Raw genomic sequence first — 17,702 nt, 5'->3', positions numbered from 1 at the left:
TGTTTTATTCGAGTAGTACTGAGTCAGTATGAATTAAGCAAAATGCCTTGCTATAAAAAATAGCAAGGCATTTTTATAGCACCATAGTCTCTTTTATCTTAAAAATAAACCATACACGAGAAAGAACATTTCAATAATTGAAAGGTAAGATTGGAATTTCAATAATTAACTAGGTAAAATAGACAAACGAAATTAAATACATCAATAATTGCAGATAATATTTATCATAATTTGCGAGCCTCAGAGGCCAATAATGGTAACTCCCTCAGTCAAAAAAGTCGCTTTTGCGGCATTCATTGGAACAACGATTGAATGGTACGATTTTTATATCTATGCCTTAGCTTCTGTGCTTATTTTTGGTCCGCTTTTTTTCCCTTCCGATAACCAATTTATTACTATTTTAGGAACATTTGGCACCTTTGCTATCGGTTTCCTTGCCCGCCCTCTTGGCGCAATTATTTTTGGCCATATTGGTGATCGGCTAGGTCGTAAAAAATCGCTGATTATGACACTTATGTTAATGGGAATGGCGACAACTTGTGTAGGTTTACTGCCGACATTTGAAACAGCGGGTATTATCGCGCCAATATTATTAGTCTTACTTAGAATTATGCAAGGAATTGCGGTCGGTGGAGAATGGGGTGGCGCGGTGCTAATGGCGGGTGAACACGCGCCAAAAGGGCTAAAAAATTTTTTTTCATCTTTTGCACAATGGGGAAGCCCAGCTGGCAATGTATTAGCGTTATTGGTTTTTTCTTATATTCTCAGTTTACCTGAAGCATTATTATTTGATTCTAACTATTGGCGATTACCCTTTTTAGTCAGTTTTATTTTATTAATCATTGGTCTTGTGGCTCGTATAACGCTGACTGAATCCCCCGTTTTTGTCGAAGCCAGTAAAAAACAACAACAGATAAAGCAACAAGAATCAGCACCGCTAGTGAGCGTATTTAAGCATTCATTACCGATAATTATTTTAGCTATCGGCGCTAATGCCTTATCATTTAGTGGTATCTTTTCAAATACCTTGATGATTGGTTATACCACCCTCGCCTTACAAGTAGATAAAAATATAATCTTAGAGGCTCTGTTTTGGGTGGCGATAGTTCATTTTATCTGCCAACCATTTACGGCTTATCTTGCCGAAAAGATACAAGCTTCCTATTTTTTAATCCTTTCGGCACTCTTTGCCATGTTGTCGGTATTTTTGCTGTTTCCGATTGTCAATATGGGTAATAAGACTAGCTTTATCATTGGCATCTCGTTAACCGTCATTTGTTATAGTGGATTTTATGGTGTGATCGCAGGTTATTTAAGCCGAGTATTTCCCGTGCGAATTCGTTATACTGCACTCTCAATTAGCTACCAAGGCTGTGCGGCTCTGTTTGGTAGTATCATCCCCCTCGTTGGTGGTTATATTATTTATCAATATGGTACGTTTTGGTATCCATTAGCGCTGTTTTATTGCGTTTTAGCGTTAATATCCATTATCTGTATTTATTTATTAAGCCGCTATCATTACTATGATGAGTAATTATATTTTGGTCGTTGAACTTTATTAGCTCGGCGGGCGTGCTATTTTTCAGTTTGATTTTTAGTTTGAGAATAAAAATATCACCATAGCGCGCTAAACGATAAAAAATATTACTCGGTTATTTTTAGCTAACTTGGTTATAATGGCTTTTTTCTTTACTGTTAGTAAAATTATGCAATCTAAAATTTTCATTGTTGGTGCGGGTGCTGCGGGTCTATTTTGCGCGAGTCTACTTGGTAAGCAAGGCTTTGAGGTTACTGTCATTGATAATGGCAAAAAAGTAGGTCGTAAGATTTTAATGTCTGGCGGGGGGCACTGCAACTTTACTAATCTTAATGTCGATGCGAATCACTATCTTTCACAAAATAGTCATTTTTGTAAATCTGCATTGAAACGCTTTAGCCAATGGGACTTTATTCAGTTAGTAAATCAATATAATATTGCCTATCATGAAAAAGAACAAGGCCAGCTTTTTTGTGATAATAGTGCGCAAGATATTGTTAATCTGTTAATCAACGAGTGTCAAAAGGGTCGAGTCACAGTTAAGCTACAAACCGAGTTATACGATATTAAGCAAAATGAAACAGGTTTTATACTCGATACCAACCAAGGTGAAATGGTGGCAGATAAGGTGGTTATTGCAACTGGCGGCCTATCAATGCCTAAACTTGGCACGACACCTATCGGTTATAAGATTGCCGAAAAATTTAATTTAGCAGTCGTTCCTGTGCGAGCAGGACTGGTGCCGTTTACCCTACAGCAATCATTATTAGATATCTTATCGCCACTGGCTGGCATAGCTGTTTTTGCCAATGTCGCGACAAAAAATAGTAGCTTTAGCGGTAATATTTTATTTACTCATCGTGGCCTATCTGGCCCTGCTATTTTACAACTATCGAACTATTGGCAACTAGGTGAACCGATTATCATCAATTTACTGCCTAATGAAGATCTGACTCTATTTTTTGCTACTCAGCGCCAACAAGCAAGTAATCAACACGTTAAAACAATTTTAGCTAAATTGTTACCTAAGCGGGTTATTGAAAGTTTGATTGAGCTCCAGATTATTCCTGATGTGAGTTTAAAACAGCTCGACTCAAAGCAACAACACATATTAATTAAACAGTTAACGGGCTGGCAGATTGTGCCAAATGGAACCGAAGGTTATCGTACCGCTGAAGTGACATTAGGTGGGATCACAACCGATGCCTTATCATCAAAGACGATGGAGGTAAAATCAGTGCCTAATTTGTATGTTATTGGTGAGGTAATGGATGTCACTGGCTGGCTTGGTGGCTATAATTTTCAATGGGCTTGGAGTAGTGCCTATGCCTGTGCAACACAAATGAAAGACTAAACAGTAAATCAGCGACATTATTAGTCGCTGATTTGAGAAGTGTTTGAACTTAATACTTAACTTAGTTAAGACGCTCTTTAATACGAGCAGCTTTACCACGAAGTTCACGTAAGTAGTATAGTTTAGCTTGACGCACTTCACCACGACGTTTCACGCTGATTGAATCAACAACGGGTGAATAAGTTTGGAATACACGCTCAACACCTTCACCATTAGATATTTTACGAACAGTAAATGCTGAGTGTAAACCACGGTTACGAATAGCGATAACAACACCTTCGTAAGCCTGAAGACGTTTTTTATTACCTTCAACAACCCATACTTTTACTTCAACGGTATCACCCGGACGAAAAGCAGGGATCTCTTTTGTCATTTGTTCTTGTTCTATTTGCTGAATAATTGCATTTTTCATATTAATTCTCTTCCTAGGTACACTGAAATCCTAGTCACTTCGTTTATTACAATGTTCATATTTGAACTCGGTAAGTAAACGCTGTTCTTCGTCAGTCAGAGCTAGATTATTTAGAAGATCTTCTCTTCTAAGCCAAGTCCGTCCAAGTGATTGCTTTAATCGCCAGAGACGAATTTCTTCATGGTGACCAGACATTAATATATCAGGCACCGCCATTCCATCTAACACTTCAGGTCGAGTATAGTGTGGGCAATCGAGCAAGCCATTAGCAAAAGAGTCTTCCTCTGCTGACGCTTCATGATGTAATACGCCTGGTATAAACCGAGCAATTGCATCAATAATTACCATCGCGGGTAATTCTCCACCACTTAACACATAGTCCCCAATTGACCACTCTTCATCAATCTCGGTTTGGATTATGCGTTCATCTATTCCCTCGTATCGACCGCAAACAAGAATAACCTTATTTTGCTTAGATAACTCGTAAACCCCTTTTTGTTCAAGTTTACGCCCTTGTGGAGACAGATAAATTACTTTAGTATCGTTACCCAACTCGTTTTTTGCTGCATGAATTGCATCACGTAAGGGTTGTACCATCATTAACATGCCTGGTCCCCCACCGTACGGTCTATCATCAACCGTTTTATGCTTATCATAAGCAAAGTCGCGCGGACTCCAATACTTAACATCTAATAGATTGTTTTTAACTGCCCTACTGGTCACACCATAATGCGTGATTGCTTGGAACATTTCAGGAAATAGGCTAATTATGCCGATTTTCATTTTTTGCTCCTCAATACTTTCATGATGCTCGCTCATTTTTTTGTCTAGCAAAAAAATTAAAAAGCAGGATCCCAATCTACCGTGATCGTTCTCGCCGATAAATCAACATGTTTAATAAATTGATCGTCAACGAACGGGATCAAACGCTCTTTTGCACCAAATGCGTCTTTTAAATTAGCTTTAACCACCAGTACATCATTTGAACCAGTTTCCATTAAGTCAGTTACCTGACCTAAATCATAACCATTCACTGCAATAACTTTGCAACCGATAAGATCCTTCCAATAAAAATCCCCTTCACCAAGTGCAGGTAATTCTTGCGCATCAACATAAATTTCAAAATTAGTTAATGTATTGGCGTCATCTCTATCGTTAATGCCTTTAATTTTTACAATGGTATCTTGGTTATGTGGTTTAAAGCTTTCAACTTCAGCTTCTTGCCATTCACCAGCTTTAAAAATATACCAAGGCTTGTAGCCAAAAAGACTCTCTGGATGCTCTGTAAATGAAAAAACCCTTAGCCAACCACGAATGCCGTAACTCGAACCAAGTTTGCCGACGATGATTAAGTTTTCAGTATTCATTTACATGTCACTCTATAACTGCTAGTCAAAGAACTAAGCAGCTTTTTGTGCTTGTTTGATCAGTGTATTAACACGATCAGATACAGTAGCACCTAAACCAACCCAGTGATTTACGCGATCAAGATCTAAACGTAATTCTTCTGCTTTACCTTGTGCAATTGGGTTGAAAAAGCCAATACGCTCAATAAAACGACCATCACGTGGGTTACGGCTATCAGTCACAACGACTTGATAAAATGGACGTTTTTTAGAGCCGCCACGAGCTAAACGAATAGTTACCATAACTTCCTCTTAAATTAAATTGTGTTTTTGCTTCACTAATTACCGTTATACATAAGCAAAAGATTACTTAGGTAAAATAGAAATAAAAGCCCCAGAATTATACTCTTTTTAAAAGGAAGTGCAATGATTAATGCCATTACTTTAATCTGCTAAATGCAGCGCTCTTAACTTAAGAGGTATTTTTATCTGGAGTGCTAAAAAAATCACCCCTAAATTATCATTAGGTGATCTTTACTACCGATATAAAGTAAGTAAAGATCACAATAAAAATAAATGGCAAAATAATGTATATTTAATTTTTTATTATTCTAAATTAGCATGTTGTGAGGCAACTTGCGAAGCAGTTAACTGCTTTCTTTTTGCTAATTCCAAACAGATAAGATCACCAAAAATCAATAATGATTGCTCGAATAGTGTCGTCATTGGCTGGATAGTTTTAATACCATCACCTGATTTTGAGTTACAGTGAAAATCGACCACAATATTGGCCATTTTTGCGATAGTACTCGTTGGCGATGAAGTTAAATGTGCGATTTTTGCATGATATTTTTGTGCACAAATAGCAATTTGTTTAGGTATAACTGACTCACCAGAACCGGAACCAATTAATAATAAATCATTATTGTTAATAGCTGGTTCATTGATATCACCGACCAACCAGGTTTTAATACCTAAATGATTTAATCGTTTAGCTAAAGCAGATAATGATATTTTCACTCTTCCAACACCAATAATAAACACTTTCTCAGCTGTTAATAACGCTGTTATTAGCTGCTCAATTTGCATATTTTCAATAGAACTAAGTACCATATCTAACTCTTTAATGATGGTTTTTTCATTTTGACTATAAGAATTTTGTAGCATAATTTATTCCTTTTATAATGATATAAATATTTTTCATTTTTTTATTAAATTGAAATTCCCTTTTGAGATAGTTACCTCAATGACAATTAATTTTTAACCATAATTATATCTGCTAATAACTGTTCTAATTGAGGATCATCCAAATAGCTGCTAATGGCAATAATTTCCATATTGTTATGATGCAACTTAACTCTATCCGCTAAATTTTTATGAACAATAATTACTTGACTATCTTTCGGAACATCTTCGATACGATAATGCTTTACTTCAATATCCATAATGCCTGCCTTATCGAGTTTTTTTCTAAAAATAGATGCCCCCATAGCACTACTGCCAAAACCAGCATCACATGCAAACGAAATTTTCTTATATTGAAGCAAAGGATCTTTAGCTAATATTTTTTTACCTTCTGATTTCATCTGTTGCGATTTTTCAATAAAGTGATTTAAATTATTATTCAACGAATTATCACTAGTTTTCTCTTTTTGTATTTTCAAAATAAAAGCAGTGACTAAAAATGAAACTAGAGCAGCAATAAAAACGCCCGCTATGACACCAATAAAATTCCCCTTAGGCGTTAAAGCAAGATAAGAAAAAATCGATCCCGGACTTGGTCCCGCCACTAACCCGACACCGAATAACTGAAAAGTCACAATTCCAGCCATTGCACCTAAAATCATAGCAATAATCGTGATTGGTTTCATTAATACATAAGGAAAATAAAGCTCATGAATGCCACCAAAAAATTGGATAATAATTGCGCCTGGTGCCGTTTTTCTGGCGACAGAGTTACCAAAAAAAGTATAAGCAAGTAACAAACCTAAGCCTGGGCCCGGATTTGAAGCAACCATAAAGAATAGCGATTTACCATGCTCTAATGTTTGTTGCATACCTAAAGGATAATAGATCCCTTGATCGATAACATTGTTTAAAAATAATACTTTAGCGGGTTCATTTATTAGTGATAGTAGCGGTAAGCCTCCTGTTGCAACAAGGGCTTTAATGGCAATTGTAATTAAATTATTTGCATATTCAATGATCGGGCCGATAACAACATAAGAAAGTAACAGTAATAAAAAGCCAATAATTCCAATTGAAAAATTATTAATGACCATCTCAAAACCAGATGGAATATACTTATGCAAGAATTTATCTACCTTCTTGATAATATACCCACCCAAGGGACCAACTATCATCGCGCCTAAAAACATCGGGATACTAGAGCCAATGATTAACCCCATGGTACCAATAGTCCCCATCACTGCACCACGATGCCCTGCAACCATGTAACCACCAGAATAAGCGAGTAATAGCGGTAACAAATTGGTGATAGTTGGCCCAACTAATTTACCAAGAAATTCATTTGGCAACCAGCCTGTAGGAATAAATAATGCGGTCAATAATCCCCACGCAATAAAAGCGCCAATATTAGGCAATACCATATTCGTTAGAAACCCACCAAACGCTTGAACTTTCGCTCTAACAGAAGGGTTCCCTTGTACATTAATATTATTCATAATATCTCCTAGTATTAAGCAATTTGTTTTGGTTGATTTAAAATCGCCAAAATTTGCTCTTGTTTTTTTGCTGTTCTAAATAAATTCTGATTATTTTTGTCGGCCAGAATTTCAGCAAGTTCAACCAACACATCTAAGTGACCATCACTATCAGTACTAGCCAGGAAAAACATAACCGTGACTGACATTCCGTCAGGAAAAGTTACCGGATGAGTTAATTTGAGAAAAGACATTGCAGTTTGTAAAACATTACCATTGCTTCTTGCATGAGGGAGTGCAATTTCGGGCACTAAAACGATATAAGAGCCATTAATCTCAATGTTTTTAATAACATCATTAATATAATTTTGAGTAATAGCACCTTTATTAAGTAAAGGATTAGCGGCAAGACAAATTGCCTCTTGCCACGATAATTGACGATCAGAAAAATAAAAATTGTCCATCAATAACTCTGTTATCATAACGTACTCCTAATTATTCATTTAATAAAATCTGCTCAATTTGAGTATCAAGATTATGCTCAGTAGCTTTTTGAGTTGTAAGAAGAAAAAGCATGTAATAATGCTTAATTATTGAAATTACCTTGATATCATTTATTTGGCAGTAATGACAAATTGTTTTTTCAACACCATATTGTTCAATAAAATGTTGTAACTCTAATGATTCAGAGTCTTGTGGCGCCTTAAATAACAATGCCATTGCAATAACTTTTGCAAGATTATTAATAGGTAAATGGCGATTATTTAACTGTGATAAAGGCCCAATTAACCGTTCATTAGCACTCAATTTCCTAATCGGAGATTTCGCAACACGTAACACTGAATCTTGTAAGTGCGGATTAGCAAACCGATCTAACGTATTTTCGATATATTCAAATAGGTAATCTTGTGTAAAATCATATTCTTCAGTTAAGTATTTAGCAGAATCTTGCATAACGCGTTGGGTAAAGTCACGAAATACCTTAATCGATAACGTTTCTAAAATTGTTGATTTATTCGCAACAAACCCCAAGTAAGCTAATGTTGCATGACCTAAATTCACAATATAGAGTTTTTTCTCAATATAGGGTTGTAAGTCATCAACATAAGTGACATTTACGATTTTAGGTAGATGATTATCAACCAGCTCTTTTTGATTAATTACCCATTCCCAAAAAGGTTCAACAGCAGTTATGGCATGACCTGCCTCACCTTGAGTAATAGCTTGTCTATCAATTGCAGAGTTTACAAAACCAATGTTGGGTAAGATCTCCGAATGCTCCTTAGATAAGTGTTCAATAATGATTTTTTTTAGAATATTGGTAGCATTAATCGCATTTTCATTAGCAATAATATTAATCGGCCGATTTTGCCGCTCGAAACGATGAACTAATCCCTTAATTATAATCGGCGCAATCGTTACTAAATTATTAACACCAACAGAGGTCGTAATTAGATCAACTGCAATAATTTTATCGATAATTTGCTGCTGTTCATTAAGACCATCAAGGATAAAAACATTATCTATCTCGAGGCGTTTAGGGGATAATTCTAAGATTTCAATCTGATACTTATTATCACGCCTTATTGCTTCAATATTGGTTTTATCAACATCAACAAAACAGACACTAAAACCGTTATGTGATAGCACATTTGCGATAAACCCCTTACCAATATTACCTGCACCAAAATGGAGAACTTGCATGTTAATTCCTTTATTAGTTGTTAAGCCAAAGCGTTGGAGATAATGTCGTCTAATGCCATTTTATTTTCGAGTAGTGTTTTACCTGGTATATATAAGCTGGTACTTCCAAGCACTAAACTATCAGCACCTGATTGAATTAAAGCCGGAATTTTCTCTAATGAAACTCGTCCATCAACTTGAATTTGGGTATCAAGACATTTATTGTTAATACGTTTTTTAAGATCACTAACTTTTTGTGCAGCATAAGCAACTTGTTGTTCATTTTTATCTGTTGCAAACCCAGGATTAATTAACATAAGTAAAACGTGATCACAGCTAGGTAAAACATAATCAAGTACCGACAACGATGTGGCTGGATTTAAAGCAACTCCAGCTTTCACCTTGTGTTTTTTAATTAAATTAATATGCCTGTCAATATGTAGGCTGGTTTCAATATGAAAACTGATACTTTGTACGCCAATTTGTAACATTTCATTGATAAAATATTCATTATTGAGTGACATAATATGTACATCTAGATCAAGATTGGTTAAATCGCGGATTTTTTTTACTGTATCAACGCCTAATGGCATGCTGGGGCTGAATGCACCGTCGATAACATCAACATGCAAAGTTTTGATACCAATATTTTCCAACTCTTTGATACTATTTCTTAATGCTGCAATATCTGCACACATAATCGACGGAGCCAGTGTAATAAAGCGATGATTCATAGTGTTAACCTCTTATTTAATAATTAAACAATTTAATGGCAACTCAATTTACAACCAAATCCAAATATATCGCAATATTTAATTGGCATTTAATTCGAATAATGTGACGAATTTCACAATTCATTTAGATGAAATACTATGCTATATTGGTTTGATTATTAATAAAATACTTGTTTGGAGCCAAAAAATGGAATCAGTCAGTGAATATCGACGAAATAAAATAGCCCAACTAATCGCATCAAGGGAAAATTTTAAAGTTGGAGAACTTGCCAAAATTTTTAATGTATCAACCGAAACGATTAGAAAAGATTTAATTTTTCTTGATAGGCAAGGGATTGTAAAAAAAAGCCACGGTGGGGCTATTATTAACGAAGTAAACTTAAAAAGCTCAGTTGAAAAACCATTATCAATTAAAGAATTAGAAAATAAAGAGTATAAAAAAAGGATTGCGATGCATGCATTAAGCTTAATTCCGCCAAATGCTTCATTTTTTATTGATTCTGGCACTACCAACTATTTTTTAGCGGAGCTACTCGCCCATGAAAAAGGGATGAATATTTTTACTAACTCCATTCCAGTAGTCAACATGTTAGCAGAAAGCGCTAATAATATTTATATCCTTGGTGGAAAACTAAAAGAACAAAGCCACTGTATTGTCGGTAACTGGACACTACAATTATTAGAAAATATTCAACCAGATATCGCGTTCCTCGGTTCTGACGCATTTAAAAACTCATTAGGTCCTTGCACTGCCTCTTTTGATGAATCAGGTATAAAATCAAAAATTGTAGAAAAATCCGAAAAAGCCATTGTATTAGCTGACAGTAGTAAATTTAGCAACTCAGGCTTATTTACGTTTTGTGAATGGAATAAAATTGATTTACTAATAACTGACACTCGGGTTAGTAAAAAGGAGCTAAAACAACTCAATCAAGTAACTCATGTCATTACCGTTTAACTAAAAGAGAAGGGAATAAACACTCTATCAATTTCATTCAATTACTAAAAGATATCACGTTATTTTTTTAAAATTATTACAACATAATATTTTCTAATAACTGCCCCCTTTTGTTAGTTAACGCTTGCACAATTAACTAATTATTGATTTTATACAAGCGTTGTTGCTAACCAAACAATGAGGATAAAATGAGTAATCTTAATCAACCATGTGTGATCGCGAAATTTGGTGGTACCAGTGTTGCTGATTATCAGGCAATGCGTAATAGTGCAAATATTGTGTTATCAAATCCTAATGTCAAAATTGTAGTATTATCAGCGTCAGCAGGAATTACTAATTTATTAGTTGCATTAGCAGAAGGCCGCGAACTTGAAATCCGTAAACAACATATCGCAAAAATTCAAGCTATTCAATATAACATTCTTGAACAGTTACCTGAAAATCCACCTCTTCGTGAATCAATCGAGCAAATTATTAGTAATATTGCAGCGCTTGCCGAAGCAGCAAGTTTAGCAAACTCAGCAGCATTAACAGACGAACTCGTCTGTCATGGTGAATTAATGTCATCACGTCTATTTGTTGAGGTGTTAAAAGAACAACAAAAAAATACGGTTTGGTTTGATATCCGCAAAGTTATGCGCACCGATAGTAAGTTTGGTAAAGCCTCGCCTAAAGTTGACGAAATTAAACAGCTATGCTGTGCGCATTTAAAATCATTAAATAGTAATCAGATTGTTGTTACCCAAGGATTTATCGGTAGCGAAAGCTCAGGTAAAACGACAACACTTGGTCGTGGTGGTAGTGACTACACCGCAGCGCTACTTGGTGAGGCATTAAATGCTAGCCAAATTGATATTTGGACTGATGTTGCCGGTATTTATACTACCGATCCACGAATTGCACCTAACGCTAAACGTATTGATGAAATCACCTTTGCTGAAGCGGCAGAGATGGCGACATTTGGCGCAAAAGTGTTACATCCTGCAACGCTCGTGCCAGCCGTAAGAAGTAATATTCCCGTTTTTGTCGGCTCAAGCAAAGCACCTAATGATGGTGGAACAATTGTTTATAACGGGCATCGTATTATATCTGAGCTGCCATTATTTAGAGCCGTCACCTTGCGTCGTAAACAAACTTTATTAACCTTGAATAGCCTAAATATGCTACATGCCCAAGGTTTTTTAGCCAATGTTTTTGCGATTCTGGCAAAACACAATATTTCGGTTGATTTAGTGACAACATCAGAAGTCAGCGTTGCGGTTACCATTGATACCGCAGGGACCAATACCGATGGCAGTAGTTTATTAACTAAAGCGCTTATCAATGAATTATCTACGGTGTGCTGCGTTGAAACAGAAGATGATTTAGCACTGGTTGCGCTTATTGGTAATAATTTAACAACCACCAAAGGGACGGCTAAGCAAGTTTTTGACCAGCTTGAACCGTTTAGTATTCGCTTAAGCTGTTTCGGCGCAAGTACCCATAATATTTGCTTCTTGGTTAAAAGTAGTGATGCGGAAAGCATAGTCAAAACACTGCACCAAGTTATTTTCGAATAATAAAATTAAATTAATGGGAAAATGCTCATTGATTAATTGATTTGTTCTATTGCAATAAATACCAACATGGGTTGTTTTTTCCTTTTATATCAATATAATAACAATTTATTTTAGTGATAAGGAAAATATTATGGGTATTTTAAGTTGGGTAGTTCTTGGTTTAATTGCAGGATGGTTGGCGAGATTTTTTATGCCAGTTGGCGGCGTTGGTGTGATCACAACAATAATTTTAGGTATTGCTGGTGCACTGATCGGTGGCTATATTAGTACTTTTTTCGGTTGGGGCAGCGTTACTGGTTTTAATCTACCAAGTTTAATTATTGCGGTGCTAGGTGCTATTTTATTAATCTTCCTCTATCGTTTACTAAGAAAGTAATCCGCTTGCCCGACTAAGTTCGGGCTATCTATTTTTATCATTTTTTCACCAATTAAAACGCTTAAGTAATTTAATCTAACGTAAATTTTTGTTATATTAATGGCTAATTCGAACCTAATATACTAAGTAGATAGTAATGTTGAAAATTTTCAATACATTAACGCGAGAAAAAGAGCTGTTTAAACCCATTCATGCAAATAAAGTTGGTATGTATGTTTGTGGCATTACTATTTATGATTTATGTCATATTGGTCACGGGCGTACCTTCGTTGCGTTTGATGTCATTACTCGTTACCTACGTTTTTTAGGCTATCAGCTTACTTACGTCCGTAATGTTACTGATGTTGATGATAAAATTATTAAACGCGCACTAGAAAACGGCGAAAGCTGCGATGATCTAACACAGCGTATGCTAAATGAGATGTATGTTGATTTTGATGCGCTTAATATTAAACGCCCAGATAAAGAGCCACGGGCAACACACCATATACCACAAATTATCGAAATAGTTGATAAATTGCTCAAGAAAAATCATGCCTATATTGCCGATAATGGTGATGTCATGTTTTCTGTCGATAGCGACCCATCTTATGGTATTTTATCAAGGCAAAACTTAGAACAACTACAAGCCGGTGCAAGAGTTGATGTGGTTGATGTTAAGCGTAATCCTATCGATTTTGTCTTATGGAAAATGTCAAAACCTAATGAACCTAATTGGGATTCCCCTTGGGGAAAAGGTCGACCTGGTTGGCATATAGAGTGTTCAGCGATGAATTGTCATGAATTAGGCCAACATTTTGATATCCATGGTGGCGGTTCGGATTTAATGTTTCCTCATCATGAAAATGAAATTGCCCAATCAACCTGTGCGCATAATGGTGAGTATGTTAACTATTGGATGCACTCGGGCATGGTGATGGTTGACCAAGAAAAAATGTCAAAATCACTGGGTAATTTTTTTACTATTCGTGATGTTTTAAAATATTATGATGCGCAAACAGTGCGTTACTTTTTATTATCTGGTCACTATCGTAGTCAACTCAATTATAGTGAAGATAATCTAAAACAGGCTCGCTTAGCACTAGAACGCTTATACACTGCCCTACGTGATACGGATCGGTTAACGCCTCATACCACACCAAATAGTGACTATTACCGCCGTTTTTGCGAAGCAATGAACGATGATTTTAACACGCCAGAAGCGTATTCTGTCTTATTTGACTTAGCTCGAGAAATAAATAAAGCCAAAGCAGATAGCGATACCGTGTTAGTTAATGCGCTAGCAGCAGAATTACGCTATTTGGCCTCGGTACTTGGATTGCTTGAGCAAGATCCTATTGAGTTTTTGCAAAGCGATCATCAAAACGATACTGATGTAGCCAAAATTGAGGCTTTAATTAAACAACGTAATGATGCTCGCGCGAGTAAAAATTGGCGCCTAGCCGATAAAGCACGAGATGAATTAAACGCGATGAATATCGTACTAGAAGACGGCTCAAATGGTACTATTTGGCGTAAAAAGAACGTTTAATTGTTAACGACCAAATTAATAAGATCTGAGCGAGCCTAACCGTTTTGTTGTTATTTATGAGCTCTACAATATTAATATCTAATATAGATATTACCTTTTATTAAAATTAAGCATGGAATTTAGAAGCCGAGTACTATAAAATAGCCAATATTATCAAACAGTCACTGACTTTTTACTTTACTTTGCTGATAAAAAATACATGAATTATTTTGTTCCTATTATTAAAAATATGCTCCCTCAAAATCACACTCGTTATGGCGATGAATCTGCTCGCCCAATTATTTTATGTGATTTTGATGGCACCATTAGCTTAAAGGATGTGACAGATCTACTGCTCAGCCACTTTGGTAATGCCGCTTGTGATGAGTTAGAAGCGCAATGGGAAGCGGGGATTATTGGCTCTCAAGAGTGTATGAGTAAACAAATTGCGTTAATGAACGCGACGCAAGAACAATTAGATGCAGTTCTAGCTCAAGTTACGATAGACGCTAGTTTTAAAGATTTTGTTAAATATGCAAAAGACAAAAATTTTGCGATTCATGTCGTAAGTGATGGACTGGATTATGCTATTCACACTATCTTGAAACATAATCAGCTAGATTTTTTACCTATTTTTGCTAATCGACTACTACACGATCATAATCATAGTTGGAAACTTGAATTTCCTTATGCTAATGATGGCTGTATTAAAGCGAGTGGAAACTGTAAATGTCAGCATTTAAAATTGCAGCGTCAACACTTTAATACTGTCTATTATGTTGGCGATGGCGCTTCTGACTATTGCATATCAAACCGAGTCGATCTCGTTTTTGCTAAAGATAAACTGATCCAGTATTGCCTACAAAATGCTATTCGCCATTATCCAATTACGTATTTTGCCGATATAATACCCTTGTTAGAGAGTATTCAACCAATTAGATATACCAACCAATAGAGCCCAGTTATGATCCAAGATTCATCTTATTTGTTACCAGGTAACCACAATGGCGTTTTGCTTATTCATGGTTTAACCGGCACCCCCAATGAAATGCGTATACTAGCAAAAGGCTTAAATGCTGTAGGATTTACCGTTTATAGTATGCAATTAGCGGGTCACTGTGGAAATGAAGAAGACTTATGCCAAACAACTTGGCAAGACTGGTATCAAACGGTACAAGATAGTGCTGATTTTCTCGCTCAGAAAGTAGATAATTTATTTGTTGCCGGACTTTCAATGGGTAGCTTGCTAGCGCTAAAACTAGCGGCAGATCGCCCAACACAAATCAAAGGCGTAGGCGTGTTGGCTGCCACATTTAAATATGATGGTTGGAGTATTCCTTATTGGGTAAAAAAACTTTACTTCTTATTGGTGCTGTTTAAAAAACTAGGCCTATTCCAAAAAAAATCATTTATCGAGAAACCACCTTATGGGCTGAAAGATGAACGTATTCGCGCAACCGTATCTGAAAGCATGTTAAGCGGTGATAGTGCCTCAGCAGGACTGGCGGGAAATCCATTGCCCGCTTTAGCCGAAATGCAACTTCTAGCTAAGCAAGTAAAAAAACAACTCCCACAAGTTATCTGTCCATGCCTAATTATGCACTCCGGTCATGATGATATTGCAGATATAAAAACCAATGCACGGTTAGTAGAAAAAAATGTTAGCGGACCAACCACATTTATCACCTTAGATGATAGCTATCATCTAATCACTATTGATCGGCAACGCAAAGAAGTTATTAATGAATGTATTTCATTTTTTGAACAAATTGCATCATCTAGTTCTTCATCATCCACCACTAAAATACCATAGGAATAGAATAAATTATGTCTTCCTTAGTGATTATTCTTTGGATTTTAAATGTCCTTTTTGACACCATCGGGCAAATCGCCTTTAAATATGCCGCGATTAATCCCCGCAATCGTGATGGCTGGCATTATTGGTCAGATCTATTTCGTAACTACTGGCTTTGGATCGGTATAGTTTCATACATCGCTGAATTTTTGCTTTGGCTCGCTTTCTTGACCTTGGTTCCTCTTTCTCAAGGCATCTTAATCGGTTCATTTAATATTATTACGATTATGATTATGGGGCGTTTATTATTTAAAGAGTTATTAACGAAGTATCGTATAATTGGTATGTTATTTATAACTGCGGGCGTTATTTGTGTGGGAGTATCTTAATGCGTAAATTTTACCTAATTGGTTTTGCTTTATTACTATTATTTGACACAATTGGCCAAACGAGCTTTAAGTTAACGGCTAAACATGCCGAACCATTAGCAGCAAGTCTCGATTGGCTTATCAGAGTATTTACCAGCCCACTGGTCTATGTTGCTATTTCAGCCTATATTTGTACATTTTTCACATGGATGATTTTACTAAAAAAAGCACCAGTAGGACCGGCATTTGCCGCATCTCATCTTGAAATAGTCACTGTTATGTTTGTATCTATTTGGGTGTTTAACGAACATATTACCCTCATTAGATTCATTGGTGCAGCACTAATTATCATTGGTATTATTTTTTTAGCAATTGCTGAAAAAAATATTCATCAACAGCAAACTAAAATAGAGAGTAAATAAGTTTTGCATGGCGGGGATAATTTGTTACTAGCCCCGCTGACGCTAAAATCCTTAATAAAATACGGCGTAAATAGTGAGTAATGCAGCTCTACTAGCTAAAATGACAAGGAGCTTGCAATGCCGACAATAATTGTAAATTTACCTGATGCTGTTGGGCTTGCCACTGTTTTAGCGTATTAAGCGGAATAGTTGGTTGTTTGTCCAAAAAGCTTAATAAGCGTTTAAAACGGCTCGGATGCTGCCAATTAGAAACATCACCTGTAATATCACTTGCGATAATTCGATTACTTAATCCCGCAATAGTAGTTAAAATATGCTCTGTTTTTAATCTACCTTGATCCCAATTAGTCTGGATTGTTGTTTTATCAAGCACATCTTTATCAATAGATAGATAAACCGGTTGAGAATGGTTTATTTGGTGAGTTAAAAACGCACTGATTAAATCATCTGGGGTGGCAAAATGTTTAAAAGCTCGTCCCAGACCAAGCTTGTTTGCCCAACGAGTATCAACGTCCATACTCCAATAAGTAAGCTTGTTTTTAATTAGCGGGGTTAAGCGATTTTCCCATGCATGAGAAAAAGCAATATCGTGGGAGGTAATACCGAGTACATGTACGTGGCTCACAAACGCTAATTTTGCTACATAACTGACCCAAGAGCCACAGTGAATGCCAAACAGATAACGCATATTATCGGGATGGTTATCAAAGATTACCACTTCTATAGGATTTTTTGCATTATAGCAGGACTGTAAACGCTCAATCAGCAATAAAGAAATATGGTGGTAATCACCGCTACCGAGCATAGCCGTACCATAACTTAACGGTAAATCGTGCTGTAACCTAGTTGCTAACTGATGAAAAATTTTGTTAGAACAACCAAAACGAACAGCGGCTTGCCAATCAGTTAAATTAATGCTAATGGCATTTTCTATGGTGCCTACGCTTTGATCAAAATCTAATATAATCGTCTGTCGGTTCATCGA

The 17,702-nt window shown here is 36.2% G+C and carries 20 protein-coding genes; 10 read left to right on the top strand and 10 right to left on the bottom strand.

Annotated features, from left to right (window positions below):
- The first annotated feature begins 253 nt into the window (after nucleotides 1–253).
- A complete protein-coding gene (locus tag RHO12_12080) occupies nucleotides 254–1,534 on the top strand; it encodes an MFS transporter (protein WVD66088.1) in 1,281 nt (426 codons plus the stop codon).
- Nucleotides 1,535–1,706: 172 nt separating this feature from the next.
- Nucleotides 1,707–2,891 (top strand): NAD(P)/FAD-dependent oxidoreductase, encoded by a 1,185-nt coding sequence (locus RHO12_12075; protein WVD66087.1) that lies wholly within the window; start codon nucleotides 1,707–1,709, stop codon nucleotides 2,889–2,891.
- A gap of 61 nt (nucleotides 2,892–2,952) precedes the next feature.
- On the opposite strand, the gene rplS is transcribed toward RHO12_12075, so the two are convergent.
- The 9 genes from rplS to RHO12_12030 form a co-directional block, all read right to left on the bottom strand.
- A complete protein-coding gene (gene rplS, locus RHO12_12070) occupies nucleotides 2,953–3,303 on the bottom strand; it encodes a 50S ribosomal protein L19 (protein WVD66086.1) in 351 nt (116 codons plus the stop codon).
- 30 nt (nucleotides 3,304–3,333) lie between these two features.
- Complete coding sequence (gene trmD, locus RHO12_12065) at nucleotides 3,334–4,086, bottom strand: tRNA (guanosine(37)-N1)-methyltransferase TrmD (GenBank protein WVD66085.1); 753 nt, start codon at nucleotides 4,084–4,086, stop codon at nucleotides 3,334–3,336.
- Nucleotides 4,087–4,142: 56 nt separating this feature from the next.
- Complete coding sequence (gene rimM / locus RHO12_12060) at nucleotides 4,143–4,670, bottom strand: ribosome maturation factor RimM (protein WVD66084.1); 528 nt, start codon at nucleotides 4,668–4,670, stop codon at nucleotides 4,143–4,145.
- A gap of 33 nt (nucleotides 4,671–4,703) precedes the next feature.
- Nucleotides 4,704–4,952: a 30S ribosomal protein S16 gene (gene rpsP / locus RHO12_12055; protein ID WVD66083.1), complete on the bottom strand. Its 249-nt coding sequence runs from the start codon at nucleotides 4,950–4,952 to the stop codon at nucleotides 4,704–4,706.
- Nucleotides 4,953–5,255: 303 nt separating this feature from the next.
- Nucleotides 5,256–5,816, bottom strand: coding sequence for a 6-phospho-3-hexuloisomerase (gene hxlB, locus RHO12_12050; protein ID WVD66082.1), 561 nt, complete (start codon nucleotides 5,814–5,816; stop codon nucleotides 5,256–5,258).
- An 86-nt stretch (nucleotides 5,817–5,902) separates the two neighbouring features.
- The gene (locus tag RHO12_12045) at nucleotides 5,903–7,333 is read right to left on the bottom strand and encodes a PTS mannitol transporter subunit IICB (protein WVD66081.1); all 1,431 of its coding nucleotides are present in this window, start codon (nucleotides 7,331–7,333) and stop codon (nucleotides 5,903–5,905) included.
- Between the two features lie 14 nt (nucleotides 7,334–7,347).
- On the bottom strand, nucleotides 7,348–7,794 hold the full coding sequence (locus tag RHO12_12040; GenBank protein ID WVD66080.1) for a PTS sugar transporter subunit IIA: 447 nt from the start codon (nucleotides 7,792–7,794) through the stop codon (nucleotides 7,348–7,350).
- A 13-nt stretch (nucleotides 7,795–7,807) separates the two neighbouring features.
- A complete protein-coding gene (locus RHO12_12035; protein WVD66079.1) occupies nucleotides 7,808–9,016 on the bottom strand; it encodes a mannitol-1-phosphate 5-dehydrogenase in 1,209 nt (402 codons plus the stop codon).
- A 20-nt stretch (nucleotides 9,017–9,036) separates the two neighbouring features.
- Complete coding sequence (locus tag RHO12_12030; GenBank protein WVD66078.1) at nucleotides 9,037–9,729, bottom strand: ribulose-phosphate 3-epimerase; 693 nt, start codon at nucleotides 9,727–9,729, stop codon at nucleotides 9,037–9,039.
- A gap of 187 nt (nucleotides 9,730–9,916) precedes the next feature.
- On the opposite strand from RHO12_12030, the gene RHO12_12025 reads away from it, so the two are divergent.
- The 8 genes from RHO12_12025 to RHO12_11990 all read left to right on the top strand — a co-directional run bounded on the left by RHO12_12025 (nucleotide 9,917) and on the right by RHO12_11990 (nucleotide 16,717).
- A complete protein-coding gene (locus RHO12_12025; GenBank protein ID WVD66077.1) occupies nucleotides 9,917–10,687 on the top strand; it encodes a DeoR/GlpR family DNA-binding transcription regulator in 771 nt (256 codons plus the stop codon).
- 188 nt (nucleotides 10,688–10,875) lie between these two features.
- Entirely contained in the window at nucleotides 10,876–12,246 is a 1,371-nt protein-coding gene (gene lysC / locus RHO12_12020; GenBank protein WVD66076.1) for a lysine-sensitive aspartokinase 3, read from the top strand.
- Nucleotides 12,247–12,376: 130 nt separating this feature from the next.
- Nucleotides 12,377–12,622, top strand: coding sequence for a GlsB/YeaQ/YmgE family stress response membrane protein (locus tag RHO12_12015; protein WVD66075.1), 246 nt, complete (start codon nucleotides 12,377–12,379; stop codon nucleotides 12,620–12,622).
- A 136-nt stretch (nucleotides 12,623–12,758) separates the two neighbouring features.
- Nucleotides 12,759–14,153, top strand: a complete 1,395-nt coding sequence (gene cysS, locus RHO12_12010; protein ID WVD66074.1) for a cysteine--tRNA ligase — start codon at nucleotides 12,759–12,761, stop codon at nucleotides 14,151–14,153.
- A gap of 199 nt (nucleotides 14,154–14,352) precedes the next feature.
- Nucleotides 14,353–15,087 carry an MtnX-like HAD-IB family phosphatase gene (locus RHO12_12005; GenBank protein WVD66073.1) on the top strand — a complete coding sequence of 245 codons (735 nt, stop codon included), beginning with the start codon at nucleotides 14,353–14,355 and terminating at the stop codon, nucleotides 15,085–15,087.
- Between the two features lie 9 nt (nucleotides 15,088–15,096).
- Entirely contained in the window at nucleotides 15,097–15,945 is an 849-nt protein-coding gene (locus RHO12_12000; protein WVD66072.1) for an alpha/beta fold hydrolase, read from the top strand.
- A 14-nt stretch (nucleotides 15,946–15,959) separates the two neighbouring features.
- The gene (locus RHO12_11995) at nucleotides 15,960–16,316 is read left to right on the top strand and encodes an EamA family transporter (protein ID WVD66071.1); all 357 of its coding nucleotides are present in this window, start codon (nucleotides 15,960–15,962) and stop codon (nucleotides 16,314–16,316) included.
- Complete coding sequence (locus tag RHO12_11990; protein ID WVD66070.1) at nucleotides 16,316–16,717, top strand: EamA family transporter; 402 nt, start codon at nucleotides 16,316–16,318, stop codon at nucleotides 16,715–16,717. The genes RHO12_11995 and RHO12_11990 overlap by 1 nt, the downstream gene beginning before the upstream one ends.
- Before the next feature lie 91 nt (nucleotides 16,718–16,808).
- Here RHO12_11990 and RHO12_11985 read toward each other — a convergent pair whose 3' ends face one another.
- On the bottom strand, nucleotides 16,809–17,699 hold the full coding sequence (locus tag RHO12_11985; protein WVD66069.1) for an arginase family protein: 891 nt from the start codon (nucleotides 17,697–17,699) through the stop codon (nucleotides 16,809–16,811).
- Between the last annotated feature and the right edge of the window lie 3 nt (nucleotides 17,700–17,702).

The sequence above is a fragment of the Orbaceae bacterium lpD02 genome (assembly GCA_036251875.1).
Classification (GTDB): Bacteria; Pseudomonadota; Gammaproteobacteria; order Enterobacterales; family Orbaceae; genus Orbus; species Orbus sturtevantii.
Note: the sequence above shows the minus strand (reverse complement) of the source record. Positions and strands in the feature narration are given on the sequence as shown.

Bases quoted from the DNA above. Each gene is read 5' to 3' on its own strand.
- RHO12_12080 (WVD66088.1), top strand. From the start codon at position 254: ATGGTAACTCCCTCAGTCAAAAAAGTCGCTTTTGCGGCATTCATTGGA.
- RHO12_12075 (WVD66087.1), top strand. From the start codon at position 1,707: ATGCAATCTAAAATTTTCATTGTTGGTGCGGGTGCTGCGGGTCTATTT.
- rplS (WVD66086.1), bottom strand. From the start codon at position 3,303: ATGAAAAATGCAATTATTCAGCAAATAGAACAAGAACAAATGACAAAA.
- trmD (WVD66085.1), bottom strand. From the start codon at position 4,086: ATGAAAATCGGCATAATTAGCCTATTTCCTGAAATGTTCCAAGCAATC.
- rimM (WVD66084.1), bottom strand. From the start codon at position 4,670: ATGAATACTGAAAACTTAATCATCGTCGGCAAACTTGGTTCGAGTTAC.
- rpsP (WVD66083.1), bottom strand. From the start codon at position 4,952: ATGGTAACTATTCGTTTAGCTCGTGGCGGCTCTAAAAAACGTCCATTT.
- hxlB (WVD66082.1), bottom strand. From the start codon at position 5,816: ATGCTACAAAATTCTTATAGTCAAAATGAAAAAACCATCATTAAAGAG.
- RHO12_12045 (WVD66081.1), bottom strand. From the start codon at position 7,333: ATGAATAATATTAATGTACAAGGGAACCCTTCTGTTAGAGCGAAAGTT.
- RHO12_12040 (WVD66080.1), bottom strand. From the start codon at position 7,794: ATGATAACAGAGTTATTGATGGACAATTTTTATTTTTCTGATCGTCAA.
- RHO12_12035 (WVD66079.1), bottom strand. From the start codon at position 9,016: ATGCAAGTTCTCCATTTTGGTGCAGGTAATATTGGTAAGGGGTTTATC.
- RHO12_12030 (WVD66078.1), bottom strand. From the start codon at position 9,729: ATGAATCATCGCTTTATTACACTGGCTCCGTCGATTATGTGTGCAGAT.
- RHO12_12025 (WVD66077.1), top strand. From the start codon at position 9,917: ATGGAATCAGTCAGTGAATATCGACGAAATAAAATAGCCCAACTAATC.
- lysC (WVD66076.1), top strand. From the start codon at position 10,876: ATGAGTAATCTTAATCAACCATGTGTGATCGCGAAATTTGGTGGTACC.
- RHO12_12015 (WVD66075.1), top strand. From the start codon at position 12,377: ATGGGTATTTTAAGTTGGGTAGTTCTTGGTTTAATTGCAGGATGGTTG.
- cysS (WVD66074.1), top strand. From the start codon at position 12,759: ATGTTGAAAATTTTCAATACATTAACGCGAGAAAAAGAGCTGTTTAAA.
- RHO12_12005 (WVD66073.1), top strand. From the start codon at position 14,353: ATGAATTATTTTGTTCCTATTATTAAAAATATGCTCCCTCAAAATCAC.
- RHO12_12000 (WVD66072.1), top strand. From the start codon at position 15,097: ATGATCCAAGATTCATCTTATTTGTTACCAGGTAACCACAATGGCGTT.
- RHO12_11995 (WVD66071.1), top strand. From the start codon at position 15,960: ATGTCTTCCTTAGTGATTATTCTTTGGATTTTAAATGTCCTTTTTGAC.
- RHO12_11990 (WVD66070.1), top strand. From the start codon at position 16,316: ATGCGTAAATTTTACCTAATTGGTTTTGCTTTATTACTATTATTTGAC.
- RHO12_11985 (WVD66069.1), bottom strand. From the start codon at position 17,699: ATGAACCGACAGACGATTATATTAGATTTTGATCAAAGCGTAGGCACC.